Source organism: Maritalea mobilis, from assembly GCF_019800885.1.
In the GTDB taxonomy this organism is placed as follows: domain Bacteria; phylum Pseudomonadota; class Alphaproteobacteria; order Rhodobacterales; family Rhodobacteraceae; genus Roseibacterium; species Roseibacterium beibuensis.
Genome location: NZ_JAHVKE010000002.1, coordinates 579,861 through 595,636 on the forward strand (window position 1 = coordinate 579,861; position 15,776 = coordinate 595,636).

Consider the following 15,776-nt stretch of genomic DNA (forward strand, 5'->3'; position numbering starts at 1 on the left):
GCGCCCGCACATCCCCCTGTTTTAGCGAAACCCTGGAGCCTCATGTCCTGATCAGGCGGCTCCAAAGGTCGGGAGAAACCAAATGATCCAGATGCAGACCAATCTGGATGTCGCTGACAACTCCGGCGCTCGCCGTGTTCAGTGCATCAAGGTTCTGGGTGGGTCCAAGCGGAAATACGCGTCGGTGGGTGACATCATCGTCGTATCCGTGAAGGAAGCCATCCCGCGCGGTCGCGTGAAGAAAGGTGACGTCCGCAAGGCCGTCGTCGTGCGCACCGCCAAGGAAGTCCGCCGCGAAGACGGCACCGCGATCCGCTTCGATCGCAACGCCGCCGTCATCCTCAACAACAACAACGAGCCGATCGGCACCCGTATCTTCGGGCCGGTGGTTCGCGAGTTGCGCGCGAAGAACTTCATGAAGATCATTTCGCTGGCGCCGGAGGTGCTCTGATGGCTGCGAAACTGAAAAAAGGCGACCGCGTCGTCGTTCTGGCCGGCAAGGACAAGGGTAAAGAAGGCGAAATCACCGCCGTCATGCCCAAGGACGGCAAGGCCATCGTCGACGGCATCAACATCGCCATCCGCCACACCAAGCAAAGCCAGACCAGCCAGGGCGGCCGCATTCCGCAGCCGATGCCCATCCAGCTGTCGAACCTGGCCCTGCTGGACGCCAACGGCAAACCCACCCGCGTCGGCTTCAAGATCGAAGACGGCAAGAAGGTGCGTGTCGCCAAGACCACGGGGGACGTGATCGATGCTTGATACCGCCACCTACACCCCGCGCCTCAAGACGCTCTTCCGCGACCAGATCAAGGCCGCGATGAAGGAAGAGTTCGGCTATTCGAACGACATGATGATCCCGCGCCTGGACAAGATCGTCCTGAACATCGGCGCCGGGGCCGAAAGCGTGAAGGATTCCAAGAAGGCCAAATCGGCCCAGGAAGACCTGACCGCGATCGCGGGCCAGCAGGCCGTCATCACCAAGGCAAAGAAGTCGATCGCCGGCTTCCGCGTTCGTGAAGGCATGCCGCTCGGCGCCAAGGTCACCCTGCGTGGCGACCGCATGTACGACTTCCTTGACCGTCTGGTCACCGTGGCCCTGCCGCGCGTCCGCGACTTCCGCGGCGTGAAGGGCAACGCATTCGACGGCCGTGGCAACTACGCCATGGGCATCAAGGAACACATCGTCTTTCCCGAGATCAACTTCGACAAGGTCGACGAAGTCTGGGGCATCGACGTCATCATCTGCACCACCGCGAAAACCGACGCGGAAGCGAAGGCATTGTTGAAGCATTTCAACATGCCCTTCAACAGCTGATCGCGGGAGGAGAGTGACACATGGCTAAGAAATCCATGGTTGAGCGCGAACTCAAGCGGCAGAAGCTGGTGGCCAAATACGCCGCCAAGCGCGCCGCGCTGAAAGAGATCGCAAACGACGAAGACAAGCCGATGGAAGAGCGTTTCAAGGCCCGCCTCAAGCTGGCGAAACTGCCGCGCAACAGCTCGCCCACGCGCCTTCACAACCGTTGCCAGCTGACCGGCCGCCCCAAGGCGTATTACCGCAAGCTGAAAATGTCGCGGATCAAGCTGCGTGACCTGGCCTCGAACGGCCAGATCCCCGGCATGGTCAAGTCGAGCTGGTAAGGAGGGTTTGAAAAATGAATGATCCTCTTGGTGATATGCTGACCCGCATCCGCAACGCTCAGATGCGCGGCAAATCCGTGGTCTCGACCCCGGCCTCCAAGCAGCGCGCCCGCGTGCTCGATGTGCTGGCCGACGAAGGCTACATCCGTGGCTACGAAAGCGGCACCGACGCGCTCGGCCATCCGACCTTCGAAATCTCGCTGAAGTATTACGAGGGCACCCCGGTGATCCGTGAACTGAAGCGCGTCTCGAAGCCGGGCCGCCGCGTTTACATGGGCGTCAGCGACATCCCGCAGGTCCGCCAGGGCCTGGGCGTCTCCATCGTGTCCACCTCGCGTGGCGTGATGTCCGACTCCGCGGCGCGCGCAGCCAATGTTGGCGGCGAAGTGCTCTGCACCGTCTTCTAAGGAGGTTTGGCAATGTCTCGTATTGGTAAAAAACCGGTCGAGCTGCCCGGGGGCGTCTCCGCCACCGTGTCCGGCCAGACCGTTGAGGTGAAGGGGCCGAAAGGCACCCGTAGCTTCACCGCGACCGACGATGTCACCATCGCGGTCGAAGACAACGCCGTGTCGGTCACCCCGCGCGGCAAGTCGAAGCGTGCCCGTCAGCAGTGGGGCATGTCGCGCACCATGGTTCAGAACCTGGTGACCGGCGTGACCGACGGCTTCAAGAAAGAGCTTGAGATCCAGGGCGTCGGTTACCGCGCGCAGATGCAGGGCAACACCCTGAAGCTGTCGCTCGGCTACAGCCACGACGTCGATTTCGAGGTTCCCGCCGGGGTCACCGTGACCACGCCGAAGAACACCGAGGTCGTGATCGAAGGCGCAGATCAGCAGCTGGTGGGCCAGGTCGCGGCGAATATCCGCGAATGGCGCGCCCCCGAGCCGTACAAGGGCAAGGGCATCCGGTACAAGGATGAGTACATCTTCCGCAAGGAAGGCAAGAAGAAGTAAGGGCGACGGATATGGCACTCAGCAAAAGAGAACTGTTCCTCAAGCGCCGTCTGCGCAACCGGAACAAGCTTCGCACCCTGGCGGGTGGGCGTCCGCGTCTGTCCGTCCATCGGTCGAACAAGAACATCAGCGTTCAGCTGATCGACGACACCAACGGTGTGACGCTGGCTTCGGCCTCGTCGCTCGAGAAGGATCTCGGCGTCGTCGGCAAGAACAACGCCGAAGCCGCGGCCAAGATCGGCGCGGCTATCGCCGAGCGGGCCAAGGCCAAGGGCGTCGAGGAATGCTTCTTCGACCGTGGCGGCTTCCTCTATCACGGGCGCATCAAGGCTCTGGCCGATGCCGCGCGTGAAGGTGGCCTGAAGTTCTGATCGCCCACCGGGCGACGTGAGAGATGTGCAGGCGGCGGGCCCTCTCGCCGCCTCGATGATCGGGGGGCATTGCGCCCACTGCGATCGGACCAAAGGGCGCGAGACGCGCCAGACAGTGAAAGGATGCCGAATATGGCAGAACGTAACGAACGCCGGGGCCGCCGCCGCGATGACCGCGAGGAAACCCCCGAATTCGCCGACCGTCTGGTCGCGATCAACCGCGTCTCCAAGACCGTGAAGGGTGGTAAGCGCTTTGGCTTCGCCGCTCTCGTCGTGGTTGGTGACCAGCGTGGCCGCGTCGGCTTCGGCAAGGGCAAGGCCAAGGAGGTCCCCGAGGCGATCCGCAAGGCGACCGAGCAGGCCAAACGCAACCTGATCCGCGTGCCGCTTAAGGAAGGCCGCACGCTGCATCACGACGTGAAGGGCCATCACGGCGCTGGCAAGGTCGTCATGCGCACCGCGCCGGAAGGCACCGGGATCATCGCGGGTGGTCCGATGCGCGCCGTGTTCGAGATGCTGGGCATCAAGGACGTGGTCGCCAAGTCGACCGGCACCCAGAACCCCTACAATATGATCCGCGCCACGCTGGACGGCCTCCGCAACGAGAGCTCGCCCCGCATGGTGGCCGCGCGTCGTGGCAAGAAAGTGGCTGACATCCTGCCCAAGCGCGACGAAGCGCCGGCCGAATCCAGCCAAGTCGCTGAGGAGGCCTGAGACCCATGGCAAAGACCATCGTCGTCAAGCAGATCGGCTCGCCGATCCGTCGCCCCGAGATCCAGCGCAAAACGCTGATCGGCCTGGGCCTGAACAAGATGCACAAGACCCGCGAACTGGAGGACACCCCCTCGGTCCGCGGCATGATCAACAAGATCCCGCATCTGGTCGAGATCGTGGAAGAGCGCGGCTAAGTCCGCCCTTCCTCTACAAGAACGCGACGCCCCCGCATCCCGGGGGCGTTTCGCTTTTAAGGGCGGGTCTTGCCATGGCATCCGACTCCGCCTATACGCGCCCGGTGGTCGACCGGGCCACATCTGACACTCAAGACATGCCGTGTGCGTCCCACCTCGCTTCGGGGGCGGTTCCGGCTAAGGAGAAGCGACATGAAATTGCATGAACTGCGCGACAATCCCGGCGCAACGAAAACCAAGAAACGCGTGGGCCGTGGCCCCGGCTCGGGCAAGGGCAAGACCGCCGGCCGTGGTATCAAGGGCCAGAAGTCGCGCTCGGGTGTGGCCATCGCCGGCTACGAAGGTGGCCAGATGCCGCTCTACCAGCGTCTTCCCAAGCGTGGCTTCAACAAGCCGAACCGCAAGGAATACGCTGTCGTCAACCTCGGCCTGATCGAGAAATTCGTCGAGGCGGGCAAGCTGGACGCGAAAGCCGAGATCACCGAAGACGCGCTCGTCGCATCGGGCCTGGTGCGCCGCAAGCTGGACGGTGTCCGTGTCCTGGCGAAGGGCGACGTGACCTCGAAGCTGAACATCTCGGTCACCGGCGCCTCCAAGGCGGCTGTCGAGGCCGTTGAAAAGGCTGGCGGCTCGCTCAAGACCGCTGCGGCGTCTGCGGCGGAATAACCCGGTCGGGGGCGGCTGCCCCCTTCGGTGCTTGTGGGCGGCGGTCCAGCCGCCTACATCCTAGCTCAGGAATTTCGCGCCGCAGGACCGCATCGACCGGTCTTGCGGCGCATCGCGCATAAGAGAGGCGGCATGGCATCAGCAGCGGAGCAAATGGCCTCGAACATGAGCTGGCGGGCGTTCGGTAAAGCAACCGAACTGCGCCAGCGCATCTGGTTCACCCTTGGCCTTCTGATCATCTACCGCGTCGGCACCTATATTCCCGTGCCGGGCATCGACGGCGTCGAGTTGCGCAACTTCTTCGAACAGGCGGCAGCGGGCCTTGGCGGCGTGCTGAACATGTTCACGGGGGGTGCGCTGTCCCGGATGGGGGTCTTCGCCCTGGGGATCATGCCCTACATCTCGGCCTCGATCATCGTACAGCTCATGGCCTCGATGGTTCCCGCGCTCGAACAGCTCAAGAAAGAGGGCGAGCAGGGCCGCAAGAAGATCAACCAATACACCCGCTACGGCACCGTGGCGCTGGCGACCGCGCAGGCCTATGGCCTGGCGATCAGCATGGAATCCGGCGGTCTTGCCGCCGATCCGGGCTGGTTCTTCCGCGCGGCCTGCGTCATCACGCTGGTGGGCGGCACCATGTTCCTGATGTGGCTGGGTGAGCAGATCACGCAGCGCGGCATCGGCAACGGCATCTCGCTGATCATCTTCGTCGGCATCATCGCCGAGATCCCGGCCGCCCTGGCGCAGTTCTTTGAATCCGGCCGCTCCGGCTCGCTGACCACCCCGGCCGTTCTAGGCGTGATCTTCATGCTGATCGCGACGCTGTTCTTCGTCGTCTTCATGGAGCGCAGCCTGCGCAAGATCCATATCCAGTATCCGCGCCGCCAGGTGGGGATGAAGGTCTATGACGGCGGCTCCAGCCACCTGCCGATCAAGGTGAACCCGGCGGGCGTGATCCCGGCAATCTTCGCCTCGTCGCTTCTGTTGTTGCCGACCACGCTGACCACCTTCTCGGGCGGCCAGGCGCAGGGTCCGGTGATGTCGTGGGTGCTGGCGAATTTCGGCCCAGGGCAGCCGCTCTACCTCGCGTTCTTCGCGGGCATGGTCGTCTTCTTCACCTACTTCTATACGCTCAACGTCTCGTTCAAGACCGAGGACGTGGCCGACAACCTGAAGAACCAGAACGGGTTCGTGCCGGGCATCCGCCCGGGCAAGCGGACGGCGGAGTATCTCGAATACGTCGTGAACCGTATCCTCGTGCTCGGGTCGGCCTATCTTGCGCTCGTCGTGCTCTTGCCCGAGATCGTCCGCACGAACCTTGCCATCACGGCCTATTTCGGCGGCACGTCGATCCTGATTATCGTGTCGGTCGGCATGGACACCGTGCAGCAGGTGCAATCGCATCTCCTGGCGCACCAGTACGAAGGGCTGCTTGAAAAATCGCAGCTGCGTGGGCGAAAAGGTGGTAAAGCGAAGTCGAAGGCAAGGAGGGGGCCTGCGCGTCGATGAACATCATTCTTCTCGGACCGCCGGGGGCCGGCAAAGGCACCCAGGCGGGTATTCTTGTGAAAGAGCGTGGCATGGTTCAGCTGTCCACAGGGGACATGCTGCGCGAAGCCAAGGACAGTGGCACGGACATGGGCAAGCGCGTGGCCGAGGTCATGGCGCGGGGCGAGTTGGTCACCGACGAGATCGTTATCGGCCTGATCCGTGAAAAGCTGAAAACGGTGAAAGCCGCTGGCTTCATCTTCGACGGGTTCCCGCGCACCCTGGCCCAGGCCGACGCGCTGGCGGAGCTGTTGGAAGAAGAGGGGCAGGCCCTCGATGCCGTGATTGAAATGCAGGTGGACGACGACGTTCTCGTCCAGCGCATCGTGAACCGCGCGAAGGAGGCTGCCGCCGCAGGCCAGCCGGTGCGTGCGGATGACAATGCCGAAAGCATGAAGGTCCGGCTGATGGAGTACTACAAGAAGACCTCGCCGCTGATCGGGTACTACTACGCCAAGGGCGATCTGCACTCGATCGACGGGCTTGGCCAGATCGACGAGGTCGCGGGCGCGATCAAGGCGATCCTCGGCTGAAGTTGTCCGAAAACGCGCGTCTTGGGACCGATTGCCGCTGCTGGGGTTGACGATGTCAGCAATCCCCAATATGCGCACCACTTCCGCAAGGAAAGAACGTCGTCGATTCGGGTTTTCCGATCCGCGACAGAACACCTGAATGATGACTGCGGCCCGGTCGCGTGACGCACTGGGCTAACGTTGTGAAAAAAGGGCCTGGAGCTACGGGCTCGCAACGAAAGGACATATGACGTGGCACGTATTGCCGGCGTGAACATCCCCACCGCCAAGCGCGTTCCGATCGCGCTCACCTATATCACCGGAATTGGCCATGCCTCGGCCAAGGAGATCTGCGAAGCCGTCGGCATCGACCAGAGCCGCCGCGTGAACGAACTCAGCGATTCCGAAGTGCTCCAGATCCGCGAGCACATCGACGCGAACTACACCGTGGAAGGCGACCTGCGCCGCGAGACGCAGATGAACATCAAGCGCCTGATGGACCTCGGCTGCTACCGTGGCCTGCGCCATCGTCGCAACCTGCCTGTGCGCGGTCAGCGCACCCACACCAACGCACGCACGCGCAAGGGCCCCGCAAAGGCCATTGCAGGCAAGAAGAAGTAAGGGAGGGCTGGTTCAATGGCACGCGATCGTCGTCCCGCCAAGCGCAAGGTTTCCAAGAACATCGCCGCAGGCGTTGCTCATGTGAATTCCTCGTTCAACAACACCAAGATCCTGATCTCCGACGTGCAGGGCAACGCCATTTCGTGGTCGTCTGCCGGTACCATGGGGTTCAAGGGTAGCCGCAAGTCGACCCCCTATGCCGCGCAGATGGCCGCCGAAGACGCGGGCCGCAAGGCACAGGAACACGGCGTGAAAACGCTGGAAGTCGAAGTGCAGGGCCCCGGTTCGGGCCGCGAGTCGGCGCTGCGCGCGCTGGCTGCTGTCGGTTTCCAGATCACGTCGATCCGTGACGTGACGCCGATTGCCCATAACGGCTGCCGTCCGCCCAAGCGCCGCCGCGTGTAAGCGACACCATTTTCAGGCGGGCTGCGTGTGAATTGCACGCGGCCCGTCAACGTCATTTTGACCCTCGGGCGTGCCGGGCCACTGGATCCACCCGGTACAAGTATGGAGGCGACGCATGATCCATAAGAATTGGCAAGAGCTGATCAAACCCACCCAACTGGTGGTGAACCCCGGCACCGACCCGGCCCGCAAGGCCACCGTCGTGGCGGAGCCGTTGGAGCGGGGTTTCGGCCTGACGCTCGGCAACGCCCTGCGCCGCGTGCTGATGAGCTCGCTTCAGGGTGCGGCCATCACCAGCGTCCAGATCGACGGCGTTCTGCACGAGTTCTCCTCGGTCGCCGGTGTGCGCGAGGACGTGACGGACATCGTCCTGAACCTCAAGGGCGTGGCGATCCGCATGGAAACCGACGGTCCCAAGCGTCTGTCGATCTCGGCCAAGGGGCCCAAGGTCGTCACCGCCGGTGACATCTCGGAAAGCGCGGGCATCGAGATCCTGAACAAGGAACACGTGATCTGCCACCTCGATGACGGCGCGGAACTCTACATGGAGCTGACCGTCAACACCGGGAAGGGCTACGTCTCGGCCGACAAGAACCGCCCCGAGGATGCGCCCATCGGCCTGATGCCGATCGACGCGATCTACTCGCCGGTCAAGAAAGTGTCCTATGACGTGCAGCCGACCCGCGAGGGCCAGGTGCTCGACTATGACAAGCTGACGCTCAAGCTGGAAACCGACGGTTCCGTCACGCCGGATGACGCCGTGGCCTATGCCGCGCGCATCCTGCAGGACCAGCTGTCGATCTTCGTCAACTTCGACGAACCCGAGGCCGCCGGCCGCCAGGACGACGAGGACGACCTGGAGTTCAACCCGCTTCTGCTGAAGAAGGTGGACGAGCTGGAGCTTTCGGTCCGCTCGGCGAACTGCCTGAAGAACGACAACATCGTCTATATCGGCGACCTGATCCAGAAGACCGAAGCCGAGATGCTCCGCACCCCGAACTTCGGCCGCAAGTCGCTGAACGAGATCAAGGAAGTGCTCTCGGGCATGGGCCTGCATCTCGGGATGGATATCGTCGACTGGCCGCCCGACAACATCGAGGAACTGGCCAAGAAGTACGAAGACAACTTCTGACGGTTTCGGGGGCGGCCCGCCGCCCCCGCCAATGCCCGGACTGCCGGGGACGACACGGGCAATCCCGCCCCAAGGAGAGGGTTCCGCCACGCATGGAACCCCGGACAAAGCAAAACGAGACCAGGAGATAGAAAATGCGTCACGCTCGCGGATACCGCCGCCTGAACCGGACCCACGAACACCGCAAGGCGATGTTCGCCAACATGGCCGGGTCGCTGATCGAACATGAACAGATCAAGACGACCCTTCCCAAGGCGAAAGAACTGCGCCGCATCGTCGAAAAGCTGATCACGCTGGGCAAGCGCGGCGATTTGCACGCCCGCCGTCAGGCCGCGTCGCAGCTCAAGCAGGACATGCATGTCGCCAAGCTGTTCGAGGTGCTCGGGCCCCGCTACGCCGAACGTCAGGGCGGCTATGTCCGCGTACTGAAGGCCGGCTTCCGGTACGGTGACATGGCGCCGATGGCGATTATCGAATTCGTGGATCGCGACGTGGACGCCAAGGGCGCCGCGGATCGTGCCCGCGAAGAGGCCATGGCCGAGTTCGACGAAGAATGATCCGATCGCGGCCCAAACGGCCGCTTCGAACGGACCGAAACCCCCGCCAATGGCGGGGGTTTTCTTTTTGTTTCATCGGTTTGCGATCATGCGCTTGCGGCATTTTTGCCGCGGGGTCAGCCTCCGAAACGCGTTGACCACGGTTTCGCGAACCTGTCTAAAAAGACATGTCCTTTTGGTCAGGTTCATGTCTAAAGCACCCGTTCTCGATCTCCTTCTGCACGAACTTTCGCTGGCGGCTCCGGCGGGGTTCGCGGTCGGTTTACACATTAGATACGTCTCCCCCCTTATCATGGTGAACACCTACCCGGATGCCTGGCAGGAGGTGTACACAGCGAAACTTTACGGTCTGCGCGACCCGACCCTTGCCTGGGGTCTCAGCCATACCGGCACCCGCCGCTGGAGCGAGATCGGACTGCCCGATCCCTTCGGCATGATGGATGAGGCGGCCGAGTACGGGCTGAAATACGGGATGATCGCCTCCATCGGTCCGATGTCTTCTCGCACCATCGCCGGCGCCAGCCGGGCGGATCGCGAGTTCGCCGAGGACGAGATGGAACACATACTCAGGATCGTGCAGCGCATGCACGACCTGTCCGAACCGCCGGCCCGCCTGTCCAAGGCGCAGGCCGACGCCCTGAAATGTATCGCGGAGGGGGACCGCCATGCAGCTGCCGCAGCCAGACTTGGAATTTCCGAAAGTGCCCTCAAGGCGCGCCTGACCTCCGCCCGCCAAAAGCTGATGGCCCGAACCACGGCCGAAGCGGTCCAACGGGCCAAGGAGTACGGGTTCATCTAGGGGCCTGGATGACAGCAGAGGCAAAGGATCCTCACCGCGGTGCGTTTGTTGACCACAACCACCCGGAAAGGACCTTTTGACATGGAAACTGCAACGATCTCCTTCGACAACATGCACACCCACGGCCCGCTCTTCGCGAACATGCTGAAAGCGCGCCACCGCACCTTCATCGAGGAAAAGAACTGGGACCTGCCGGAAGAGGGCGGCATGGAATTCGACCAGTACGACACTGCGCAAAGCCGCTGGGTCTGCGTGCACGAAAACGGCCGCGTGATGGCCGGTGTGCGCCTGACGCCGACGACGGCCAAATGCGGCATCTATACCTACATGGTTCGCGATGCGCAGCGCGGGCTGCTCGACACGATCCCCGGCAACCTGCTGTGGGAACCCGCCCCCATCGCGCCGCATATCTGGGACGCCAACCGCCTCTTCGTCGTGAACGACGTCCCGACCGAGATTCGCCGCCGCGTGCAGATGTCGCTGATGGGGCACATGATCCGGTCGGCCCGCGCACAAGGCGCGACCATCCTGATCGGCCTGTTGCCCACGCTCATCCCGCGCCTTGCCCGCCGCCTCGGGATCGACATGGCCCCCGCTGGCCCGGAGATGAGCTTCGACGGCGTGCCGCACCGGGTCTATTTTGTCTCGATGGCGTCGAAGATGCATTGAGCATCCCCCGGCTTGTCGGCAAAGCTACGCCCGCGGGTCCGTATTGGACCCGCGGCAGTGGGGCAGGCCAACGTGACAGACCGTGATATCCTGATCGGCATCGCCACGGCGGTCGTCGTGCGCCTGTTCATCCGGCCGGGCGGTCGGCCGGTCCCCGGCTGGCTGCTGGTTCCCATCGCGCTTGGGGCGGCCTTCGTTGTGCCGCCCTCCCTCGCCGGGATAGCGGACGCCCTGCACCGTGCCACCTGGCTTCCGACCGTCACCTTCGGCGCGGCCTTCATCGGGGGCTGGGTCGGCCTGCTGGTTCTGACCATCGCCGAGCGCAAAGGCCAACCCCGGCGTGTGCCGATCTGGGCCGGGGTTGTTTCCGGCGTGCTGGCCACTTTCCTGGTGCCACCGCTGCTGGACCTTGCGACGGGCCGCTATCAGAATGCCTCGCTAAGGGCCGACGTGAACCACTGCACGCGTGGCATGACAGGGCAGGTTCAGCCGCGCGAGGTCAGCAACCTCTGCGATTTCGACATCGTGGTCGGCCTCTGTATGCCCGGAGAGGTCAACCCGACCCCCTGCGCCCAGGCCTTCACGATCCCGCCCGGCGAGAGTGCCGTTCTTGACCCCGGCGACACGCGCTTGTCCAGCGTGCCGGGTAATCCCAACGGCCTGACCGTGGTCGCCTGCCGCCCGCCGGACCGGCCCTCGCGCTGGGGCAATGTCACCGGGCGCGGCTATCGCGGGGTGTGTCTGCCGCCCGGTTGATCTGGCGTCCGCGGCCCCGCGCGCCTACCTTGGGAAAATGGACCTGTTCGACACCGCCCCCTCCAAGACCGACACGCCGCAAAAGGGCCCGCGCCCCCTGGCCGACCGTCTGCGCCCGCGCGCCCTGTCCGAGGTCATCGGGCAGGATCATCTGCTTGGCCCCGAGGGCAGCCTGCGGGTGATGCTCGATGCCGGCAGCCTGCCTTCGCTGATCTTCTGGGGCCCGCCCGGCGTGGGCAAGACCACTATCGCCCGTCTGCTGGCCGATGAAACGGACCTGCATTTCGTCCAGATCAGCGCGATCTTCACCGGCGTTCCGGAACTGCGCAAGGTGTTCGAGGCCGCGCGCCATCGCCACGCGAACGGGCAGGGGACGCTGCTGTTCGTGGACGAGATCCACCGTTTCAACAAGGCGCAGCAGGACGGCTTCCTGCCGCATATGGAAGACGGCACCATCCTGCTGGTTGGCGCCACGACCGAGAACCCGTCTTTCGAGTTGAACGCGGCCCTTCTGTCGCGGTCGCAGGTGCTGGTCCTGAACCTGCTGGACGAGGGCGCGCTGGATCAATTGCTGGAACGCGCCGAGCTGGAGCTTGGCAAGACCCTGCCGCTGACGCCCGAGGCGCGTCATGCCCTGCGCGACATGGCCGATGGCGACGGGCGCGCGCTGCTGAACCTGGTGGAACAGGTCGCGGCCTGGGACACGGGCGCGCCGCTCGATACCTCGGCGCTGGCCCACCGCTTGCAACGCCGCGCCGCGCAATACGACAAATCGGGCGAGGCGCATTACAACCTGATCTCGGCGCTGCACAAATCCGTGCGCGGCTCGGACCCGGACGCGGCGCTTTACTGGCTGGCCCGGATGCTGGAGGGCGGCGAAGACCCGCGCTTCCTCGCCCGTCGCATCACCCGCATGTCGGTCGAGGATATCGGGCTGGCCGACCCGCAGGCGCAGCGCCAATGCCTCGATGCGTGGGAAACCTTTGAACGGCTCGGTTCCCCCGAAGGCGAATTGGCCCTGGCGCAGGCGGTCATCTACCTCGCCCTCGCGCCGAAATCGAACGCGGCCTATGTCGCCTACAAGGACTCGCGCGCCTCGGCGAAATCCACCGGCTCCCTTCCGCCGCCCAAGCACATCATGAACGCGCCCACCAAGATGATGAAAGAGCAGGGCTACGGCGCGGGCTACGATTACGACCACGATGCCGAAGACGGGTTTTCGGGGCAGAACTATTTCCCCGAACGCATGGGCCGGGCGCATTTCTACCACCCGGTCGAACGCGGCTTCGAGCGCGACCTGAAAAAGCGCCTCGACTGGTTCGAAGGCCTGCGCAAGAAGCGCCAGCGCGGTTGACAAGCGCCCCGCGCGCGCCCATCCCCGCGCCATGATTGCAACGGTTTTCCAAGTCGCCCTCGGCGGGGCCATCGGCGCCAGCCTGCGCTACCTGACCGGCGTCGGCCTGGTGCGGGCCTTCGGCCATCTCGCCTTTCCGCTTGGGGTCATCACGGTCAACGTCCTCGGCTCCTTCGCCATGGGCCTGTTCATCGGCGCGGCCGCGCAGCGCGGCCTGACCCACCTGTCGCCTTTCGTGGCGACGGGGGTTTTGGGTGGTTTCACCACCTTCTCGGCCTTCTCGCTCGAGGCGGTGACGCTCTATGAACGGGGCGCGTTGGGCCTTGCGGCGGCCTATGTGCTTGGCAATGTCGTCCTGTCCATCGCGGCGCTGTTTCTCGGCCTCGCCCTATCGCGGAGTTTCGCAGCATGAGCGGCGTTCAGACCATCACCGTGGCCGAGGGGGAGGGCGACCAGCGCCTTGACCGCTGGCTGAAGCGGCGTTTCCCGCAGATTACCCAAGGCCGCATCGAAAAGGGCTGCCGCAAGGGCGAGATCCGCGTCGATGGCGGGCGGGTCAAGGCCTCGACCCGCGTCGAGGTCGGGCAAGAGGTGCGCGTGCCGCCCTTGCCCGAGGCCGAGGCCCCCGCGCCGGTGCGTGAAACCGTGCCCGAGGCGGACGCCAAGTTGATCCGCTCCTGCGTGATCTACCGCGACGATCATATCATCGCGCTGAACAAACCGCCCGGCCTGCCCACCCAGGGCGGCAGCAAGCAGACGCGGCACGTCGATGGCATGGCCGAGGCGCTGAAATTCGGGCTCAAAGACAAACCGCGCCTCGTGCACCGGCTCGACAAGGACACGTCGGGCATCCTGCTGCTGGCGCGCACGCGCGAAGGGGCCAAGGCCCTGACCGCCGCCTTCCGTGCCCGCGAAACGCGCAAGATCTACTGGGCCGCCGTTGCCGGTGTGCCCGCCCCGCGCATGGGCACGATCCGCTATGGCCTGGTCAAGGCGCCGGGTCACGGCAAGGGCGGCGAGGGGGAAAAGATGCTTTGCATCCACCCGAACGAGGTGGACAGCACCCCCGACGCCAAGCGCGCCGTGACGGATTACGCGGTTCTTTCCGGCCTCGGCGGTCGCGTCAGCTGGTGCGCGCTGGTTCCCGTCACCGGGCGCACCCACCAGTTGCGCGCGCATATGGCCGAGATGGGACATCCCATCATCGGTGACGGGAAATACGGCGGCTCGGGTCAGGAGAACCTTGGCGATGGCTGGGGCGCGCAACTGGGCGGGGAGATCAGCCGCAAGCTGCATCTTCACGCGCGCTCTCTGACGCTGACCCATCCGATGACCGGCGCGCATCTGCACCTGACCGCGCCCTTGCCCGATCACATGGTCCGGACATGGGACACGCTGGGCTGGCATGTAAACGACGTGCCGACCGACCCGTTCGAGGATCTCGAATGAGCGACCTTCGCCTTGTGATCTTCGATGTCGACGGCACGCTGGTCGACAGCCAGGCCCATATCCTCGCCGCGATGGCGCGGGCCTTTGACGCCAATGGCCTGCCGATGCCGCCGCGCGAGGCCGTGTTGCAGATCGTGGGCCTGTCCCTGCCGGTCGCCATGGCGCGCCTTGCGCCGGATCATCCGCAGTCGGTCGACCCGCTCGTCGAGGCCTACAAGGACGCCTTCGCAAGCCTGCGGGTGGCCGGAGACGGCGCCGCCCTGTCGCCGCTCTTTCCCGGCGCGATGGAGCACCTCACCCGGCTTGCCGCCGAGGATTTCACCCTTCTGGGCGTCGCCACCGGCAAATCGCGGCGCGGCCTGACCCACCTGTTCGAGATCCACCGGATCGCCCAGATCTTCCACACCGTGCAAGTGGCCGACGATCACCCGTCCAAGCCGAACCCGTCGATGATCGAAGCCTGCCTGCGGGAAACCGGGGTCGCGCCCGACCGCGCCGTGATCCTTGGCGATACCAGTTTCGACATCGAGATGGGCCGCGCTGCCGGCATTCACGCCATCGGCGTCAGCTGGGGATACCACCCGGCCGACGCTCTGCGGCAGGCAGGCGCGCGCACTGTCCTCGACGATTTCGCGGCCTTGCCGGCAGCCCTCGCAGAGGTATTTGAACCCGCATGACCGAATGGAAAGCCAAACGTTTCTGGAAAGAGACCACCGTCGCCTCCGAAGGGGACGGCTGGCAGGTGCTGCTCGACCAGCGCCCCGTGCGCACGCCGGCCAAGGCCGCGATGATCCTGCCGACCGAACCCATGGCCCAGGCCATTGCCGAGGAATGGGCGTCGCAAGAGGGCGAGATCGACCCGCTGTCGATGCCCGTGACCCGCTCGGCAAATGCCGCGATCGACCGGGTGGCCCCGCAACAGGCCGAAGTCGCCGAAATGCTCGCCGCCTATGCCGAGACCGATCTGCTCTGCCACCGCGCCGGGCACCCCGAGGCGCTGGCGATCCGGCAGGCCGAGGGGTGGGACCCCGTTCTCGATTGGGCGGCGGAGGCGCTTGGGGCGCGGCTGATGGCGACCGAGGGCGTTCTGCCGGTCACCCAACCCGCCAACAGCCTCGCGCGAATCGCCGATGAGCTTGGCCGGGTCGAGCCGTTCCGCCTGACGGCCCTGCACGACCTCGTCACGCTGTCCGGCTCCGTTCTGCTTGGCCTTGCGGTTGCGCATGGCCGCCTCGACCCCGACGCGGCCTGGGGACTGAGCCGAATCGATGAGGATTGGCAGATCGAACAGTGGGGCCCGGACGAGGAAGCCGCGGCGCAAACGGCCCATCGAGCAGCGCAATTTGCGCATGCCGTTCGCTTCTGGCGCCTCGCATCCGGTGAGTGACGCCTGACTGTCCACGCCTCAGGCGCAGTTGCACAATTTCAGGGC

Annotated in this window: 24 protein-coding genes; all 24 read left to right on the forward strand. The window is 64.7% G+C overall.

The window, feature by feature from the left end; genetic code table 11:
- The first annotated feature begins 82 nt into the window (after positions 1 to 82).
- The 24 genes from rplN (at position 83) to KUV65_RS11770 (ending at position 15,731) form a co-directional block, all read left to right on the forward strand.
- On the forward strand, positions 83 to 451 hold the full coding sequence (gene rplN / locus KUV65_RS11655) for a 50S ribosomal protein L14 (protein ID WP_011567679.1): 369 nt from the start codon (positions 83 to 85) through the stop codon (positions 449 to 451).
- Positions 451 to 762, forward strand: a complete 312-nt coding sequence (rplX, locus tag KUV65_RS11660) for a 50S ribosomal protein L24 (protein WP_222190799.1) — start codon at positions 451 to 453, stop codon at positions 760 to 762. The genes rplN and rplX overlap by 1 nt, the downstream gene beginning before the upstream one ends.
- Positions 755 to 1,318: a 50S ribosomal protein L5 gene (gene rplE, locus KUV65_RS11665; RefSeq protein ID WP_222190801.1), complete on the forward strand. Its 564-nt coding sequence runs from the start codon at positions 755 to 757 to the stop codon at positions 1,316 to 1,318. Before rplX ends, rplE begins: the two co-directional genes overlap by 8 nt.
- A gap of 20 nt (positions 1,319 to 1,338) precedes the next feature.
- Positions 1,339 to 1,644 (forward strand): 30S ribosomal protein S14, encoded by a 306-nt coding sequence (gene rpsN / locus KUV65_RS11670; protein ID WP_222190803.1) that lies wholly within the window; start codon positions 1,339 to 1,341, stop codon positions 1,642 to 1,644.
- Between the two features lie 14 nt (positions 1,645 to 1,658).
- Complete coding sequence (rpsH, locus tag KUV65_RS11675; protein ID WP_222190805.1) at positions 1,659 to 2,051, forward strand: 30S ribosomal protein S8; 393 nt, start codon at positions 1,659 to 1,661, stop codon at positions 2,049 to 2,051.
- A 12-nt stretch (positions 2,052 to 2,063) separates the two neighbouring features.
- Positions 2,064 to 2,597 (forward strand): 50S ribosomal protein L6, encoded by a 534-nt coding sequence (gene rplF, locus KUV65_RS11680; RefSeq protein ID WP_222190814.1) that lies wholly within the window; start codon positions 2,064 to 2,066, stop codon positions 2,595 to 2,597.
- Between the two features lie 11 nt (positions 2,598 to 2,608).
- Positions 2,609 to 2,968: a 50S ribosomal protein L18 gene (gene rplR, locus KUV65_RS11685; RefSeq protein WP_222190816.1), complete on the forward strand. Its 360-nt coding sequence runs from the start codon at positions 2,609 to 2,611 to the stop codon at positions 2,966 to 2,968.
- Between the two features lie 132 nt (positions 2,969 to 3,100).
- Entirely contained in the window at positions 3,101 to 3,682 is a 582-nt protein-coding gene (gene rpsE, locus KUV65_RS11690) for a 30S ribosomal protein S5 (protein WP_222190818.1), read from the forward strand.
- A gap of 5 nt (positions 3,683 to 3,687) precedes the next feature.
- The gene (rpmD, locus tag KUV65_RS11695) at positions 3,688 to 3,876 is read left to right on the forward strand and encodes a 50S ribosomal protein L30 (protein WP_025311786.1); all 189 of its coding nucleotides are present in this window, start codon (positions 3,688 to 3,690) and stop codon (positions 3,874 to 3,876) included.
- Positions 3,877 to 4,068: 192 nt separating this feature from the next.
- Entirely contained in the window at positions 4,069 to 4,542 is a 474-nt protein-coding gene (rplO, locus tag KUV65_RS11700; RefSeq protein ID WP_222190820.1) for a 50S ribosomal protein L15, read from the forward strand.
- Positions 4,543 to 4,674: 132 nt separating this feature from the next.
- Complete coding sequence (secY, locus tag KUV65_RS11705; RefSeq protein WP_222190822.1) at positions 4,675 to 6,051, forward strand: preprotein translocase subunit SecY; 1,377 nt, start codon at positions 4,675 to 4,677, stop codon at positions 6,049 to 6,051.
- Positions 6,048 to 6,623: an adenylate kinase gene (locus tag KUV65_RS11710; RefSeq protein ID WP_222190823.1), complete on the forward strand. Its 576-nt coding sequence runs from the start codon at positions 6,048 to 6,050 to the stop codon at positions 6,621 to 6,623. The genes secY and KUV65_RS11710 overlap by 4 nt, the downstream gene beginning before the upstream one ends.
- 231 nt (positions 6,624 to 6,854) lie before the next feature.
- Positions 6,855 to 7,223: a 30S ribosomal protein S13 gene (gene rpsM, locus KUV65_RS11715; protein WP_222190825.1), complete on the forward strand. Its 369-nt coding sequence runs from the start codon at positions 6,855 to 6,857 to the stop codon at positions 7,221 to 7,223.
- 15 nt (positions 7,224 to 7,238) lie between these two features.
- Entirely contained in the window at positions 7,239 to 7,628 is a 390-nt protein-coding gene (gene rpsK / locus KUV65_RS11720) for a 30S ribosomal protein S11 (protein WP_222190827.1), read from the forward strand.
- Positions 7,629 to 7,743: 115 nt separating this feature from the next.
- A complete protein-coding gene (locus KUV65_RS11725) occupies positions 7,744 to 8,760 on the forward strand; it encodes a DNA-directed RNA polymerase subunit alpha (RefSeq protein ID WP_222190829.1) in 1,017 nt (338 codons plus the stop codon).
- A gap of 134 nt (positions 8,761 to 8,894) precedes the next feature.
- Positions 8,895 to 9,317 (forward strand): 50S ribosomal protein L17, encoded by a 423-nt coding sequence (gene rplQ / locus KUV65_RS11730; protein WP_222190831.1) that lies wholly within the window; start codon positions 8,895 to 8,897, stop codon positions 9,315 to 9,317.
- Positions 9,318 to 9,609: 292 nt separating this feature from the next.
- Positions 9,610 to 10,116, forward strand: coding sequence for a helix-turn-helix transcriptional regulator (locus KUV65_RS11735; RefSeq protein WP_222190832.1), 507 nt, complete (start codon positions 9,610 to 9,612; stop codon positions 10,114 to 10,116).
- An 81-nt stretch (positions 10,117 to 10,197) separates the two neighbouring features.
- The gene (locus KUV65_RS11740) at positions 10,198 to 10,785 is read left to right on the forward strand and encodes an acyl-homoserine-lactone synthase (RefSeq protein WP_222190834.1); all 588 of its coding nucleotides are present in this window, start codon (positions 10,198 to 10,200) and stop codon (positions 10,783 to 10,785) included.
- A 72-nt stretch (positions 10,786 to 10,857) separates the two neighbouring features.
- Positions 10,858 to 11,541: a hypothetical protein gene (locus tag KUV65_RS11745; protein WP_222190836.1), complete on the forward strand. Its 684-nt coding sequence runs from the start codon at positions 10,858 to 10,860 to the stop codon at positions 11,539 to 11,541.
- Between the two features lie 37 nt (positions 11,542 to 11,578).
- Positions 11,579 to 12,895 (forward strand): replication-associated recombination protein A, encoded by a 1,317-nt coding sequence (locus tag KUV65_RS11750; protein ID WP_222190837.1) that lies wholly within the window; start codon positions 11,579 to 11,581, stop codon positions 12,893 to 12,895.
- Positions 12,896 to 12,929: 34 nt separating this feature from the next.
- The gene (gene crcB, locus KUV65_RS11755) at positions 12,930 to 13,307 is read left to right on the forward strand and encodes a fluoride efflux transporter CrcB (protein WP_374107077.1); all 378 of its coding nucleotides are present in this window, start codon (positions 12,930 to 12,932) and stop codon (positions 13,305 to 13,307) included.
- Complete coding sequence (locus KUV65_RS11760; protein ID WP_222190841.1) at positions 13,304 to 14,344, forward strand: RluA family pseudouridine synthase; 1,041 nt, start codon at positions 13,304 to 13,306, stop codon at positions 14,342 to 14,344. The genes crcB and KUV65_RS11760 overlap by 4 nt, the downstream gene beginning before the upstream one ends.
- Entirely contained in the window at positions 14,341 to 15,021 is a 681-nt protein-coding gene (locus tag KUV65_RS11765; RefSeq protein WP_222190843.1) for an HAD-IA family hydrolase, read from the forward strand. Before KUV65_RS11760 ends, KUV65_RS11765 begins: the two co-directional genes overlap by 4 nt.
- A complete protein-coding gene (locus KUV65_RS11770; RefSeq protein ID WP_222190845.1) occupies positions 15,018 to 15,731 on the forward strand; it encodes an ATP12 family chaperone protein in 714 nt (237 codons plus the stop codon). Before KUV65_RS11765 ends, KUV65_RS11770 begins: the two co-directional genes overlap by 4 nt.
- Positions 15,732 to 15,776 lie beyond the last annotated feature (45 nt).

Excerpts from the sequence above, each read along its gene's own strand:
- rplN (WP_011567679.1), top strand. The coding sequence starts at position 83 with ATGATCCAGATGCAGACCAATCTGGATGTCGCTGACAACTCCGGCGCT.
- rplX (WP_222190799.1), top strand. The coding sequence starts at position 451 with ATGGCTGCGAAACTGAAAAAAGGCGACCGCGTCGTCGTTCTGGCCGGC.
- rplE (WP_222190801.1), top strand. The coding sequence starts at position 755 with ATGCTTGATACCGCCACCTACACCCCGCGCCTCAAGACGCTCTTCCGC.
- rpsN (WP_222190803.1), top strand. The coding sequence starts at position 1,339 with ATGGCTAAGAAATCCATGGTTGAGCGCGAACTCAAGCGGCAGAAGCTG.
- rpsH (WP_222190805.1), top strand. The coding sequence starts at position 1,659 with ATGAATGATCCTCTTGGTGATATGCTGACCCGCATCCGCAACGCTCAG.
- rplF (WP_222190814.1), top strand. The coding sequence starts at position 2,064 with ATGTCTCGTATTGGTAAAAAACCGGTCGAGCTGCCCGGGGGCGTCTCC.
- rplR (WP_222190816.1), top strand. The coding sequence starts at position 2,609 with ATGGCACTCAGCAAAAGAGAACTGTTCCTCAAGCGCCGTCTGCGCAAC.
- rpsE (WP_222190818.1), top strand. The coding sequence starts at position 3,101 with ATGGCAGAACGTAACGAACGCCGGGGCCGCCGCCGCGATGACCGCGAG.
- rpmD (WP_025311786.1), top strand. The coding sequence starts at position 3,688 with ATGGCAAAGACCATCGTCGTCAAGCAGATCGGCTCGCCGATCCGTCGC.
- rplO (WP_222190820.1), top strand. The coding sequence starts at position 4,069 with ATGAAATTGCATGAACTGCGCGACAATCCCGGCGCAACGAAAACCAAG.
- secY (WP_222190822.1), top strand. The coding sequence starts at position 4,675 with ATGGCATCAGCAGCGGAGCAAATGGCCTCGAACATGAGCTGGCGGGCG.
- KUV65_RS11710 (WP_222190823.1), top strand. The coding sequence starts at position 6,048 with ATGAACATCATTCTTCTCGGACCGCCGGGGGCCGGCAAAGGCACCCAG.
- rpsK (WP_222190827.1), top strand. The coding sequence starts at position 7,239 with ATGGCACGCGATCGTCGTCCCGCCAAGCGCAAGGTTTCCAAGAACATC.
- KUV65_RS11725 (WP_222190829.1), top strand. The coding sequence starts at position 7,744 with ATGATCCATAAGAATTGGCAAGAGCTGATCAAACCCACCCAACTGGTG.
- rplQ (WP_222190831.1), top strand. The coding sequence starts at position 8,895 with ATGCGTCACGCTCGCGGATACCGCCGCCTGAACCGGACCCACGAACAC.
- KUV65_RS11735 (WP_222190832.1), top strand. The coding sequence starts at position 9,610 with ATGGTGAACACCTACCCGGATGCCTGGCAGGAGGTGTACACAGCGAAA.
- KUV65_RS11740 (WP_222190834.1), top strand. The coding sequence starts at position 10,198 with ATGGAAACTGCAACGATCTCCTTCGACAACATGCACACCCACGGCCCG.
- KUV65_RS11750 (WP_222190837.1), top strand. The coding sequence starts at position 11,579 with ATGGACCTGTTCGACACCGCCCCCTCCAAGACCGACACGCCGCAAAAG.
- KUV65_RS11760 (WP_222190841.1), top strand. The coding sequence starts at position 13,304 with ATGAGCGGCGTTCAGACCATCACCGTGGCCGAGGGGGAGGGCGACCAG.
- KUV65_RS11765 (WP_222190843.1), top strand. The coding sequence starts at position 14,341 with ATGAGCGACCTTCGCCTTGTGATCTTCGATGTCGACGGCACGCTGGTC.
- KUV65_RS11770 (WP_222190845.1), top strand. The coding sequence starts at position 15,018 with ATGACCGAATGGAAAGCCAAACGTTTCTGGAAAGAGACCACCGTCGCC.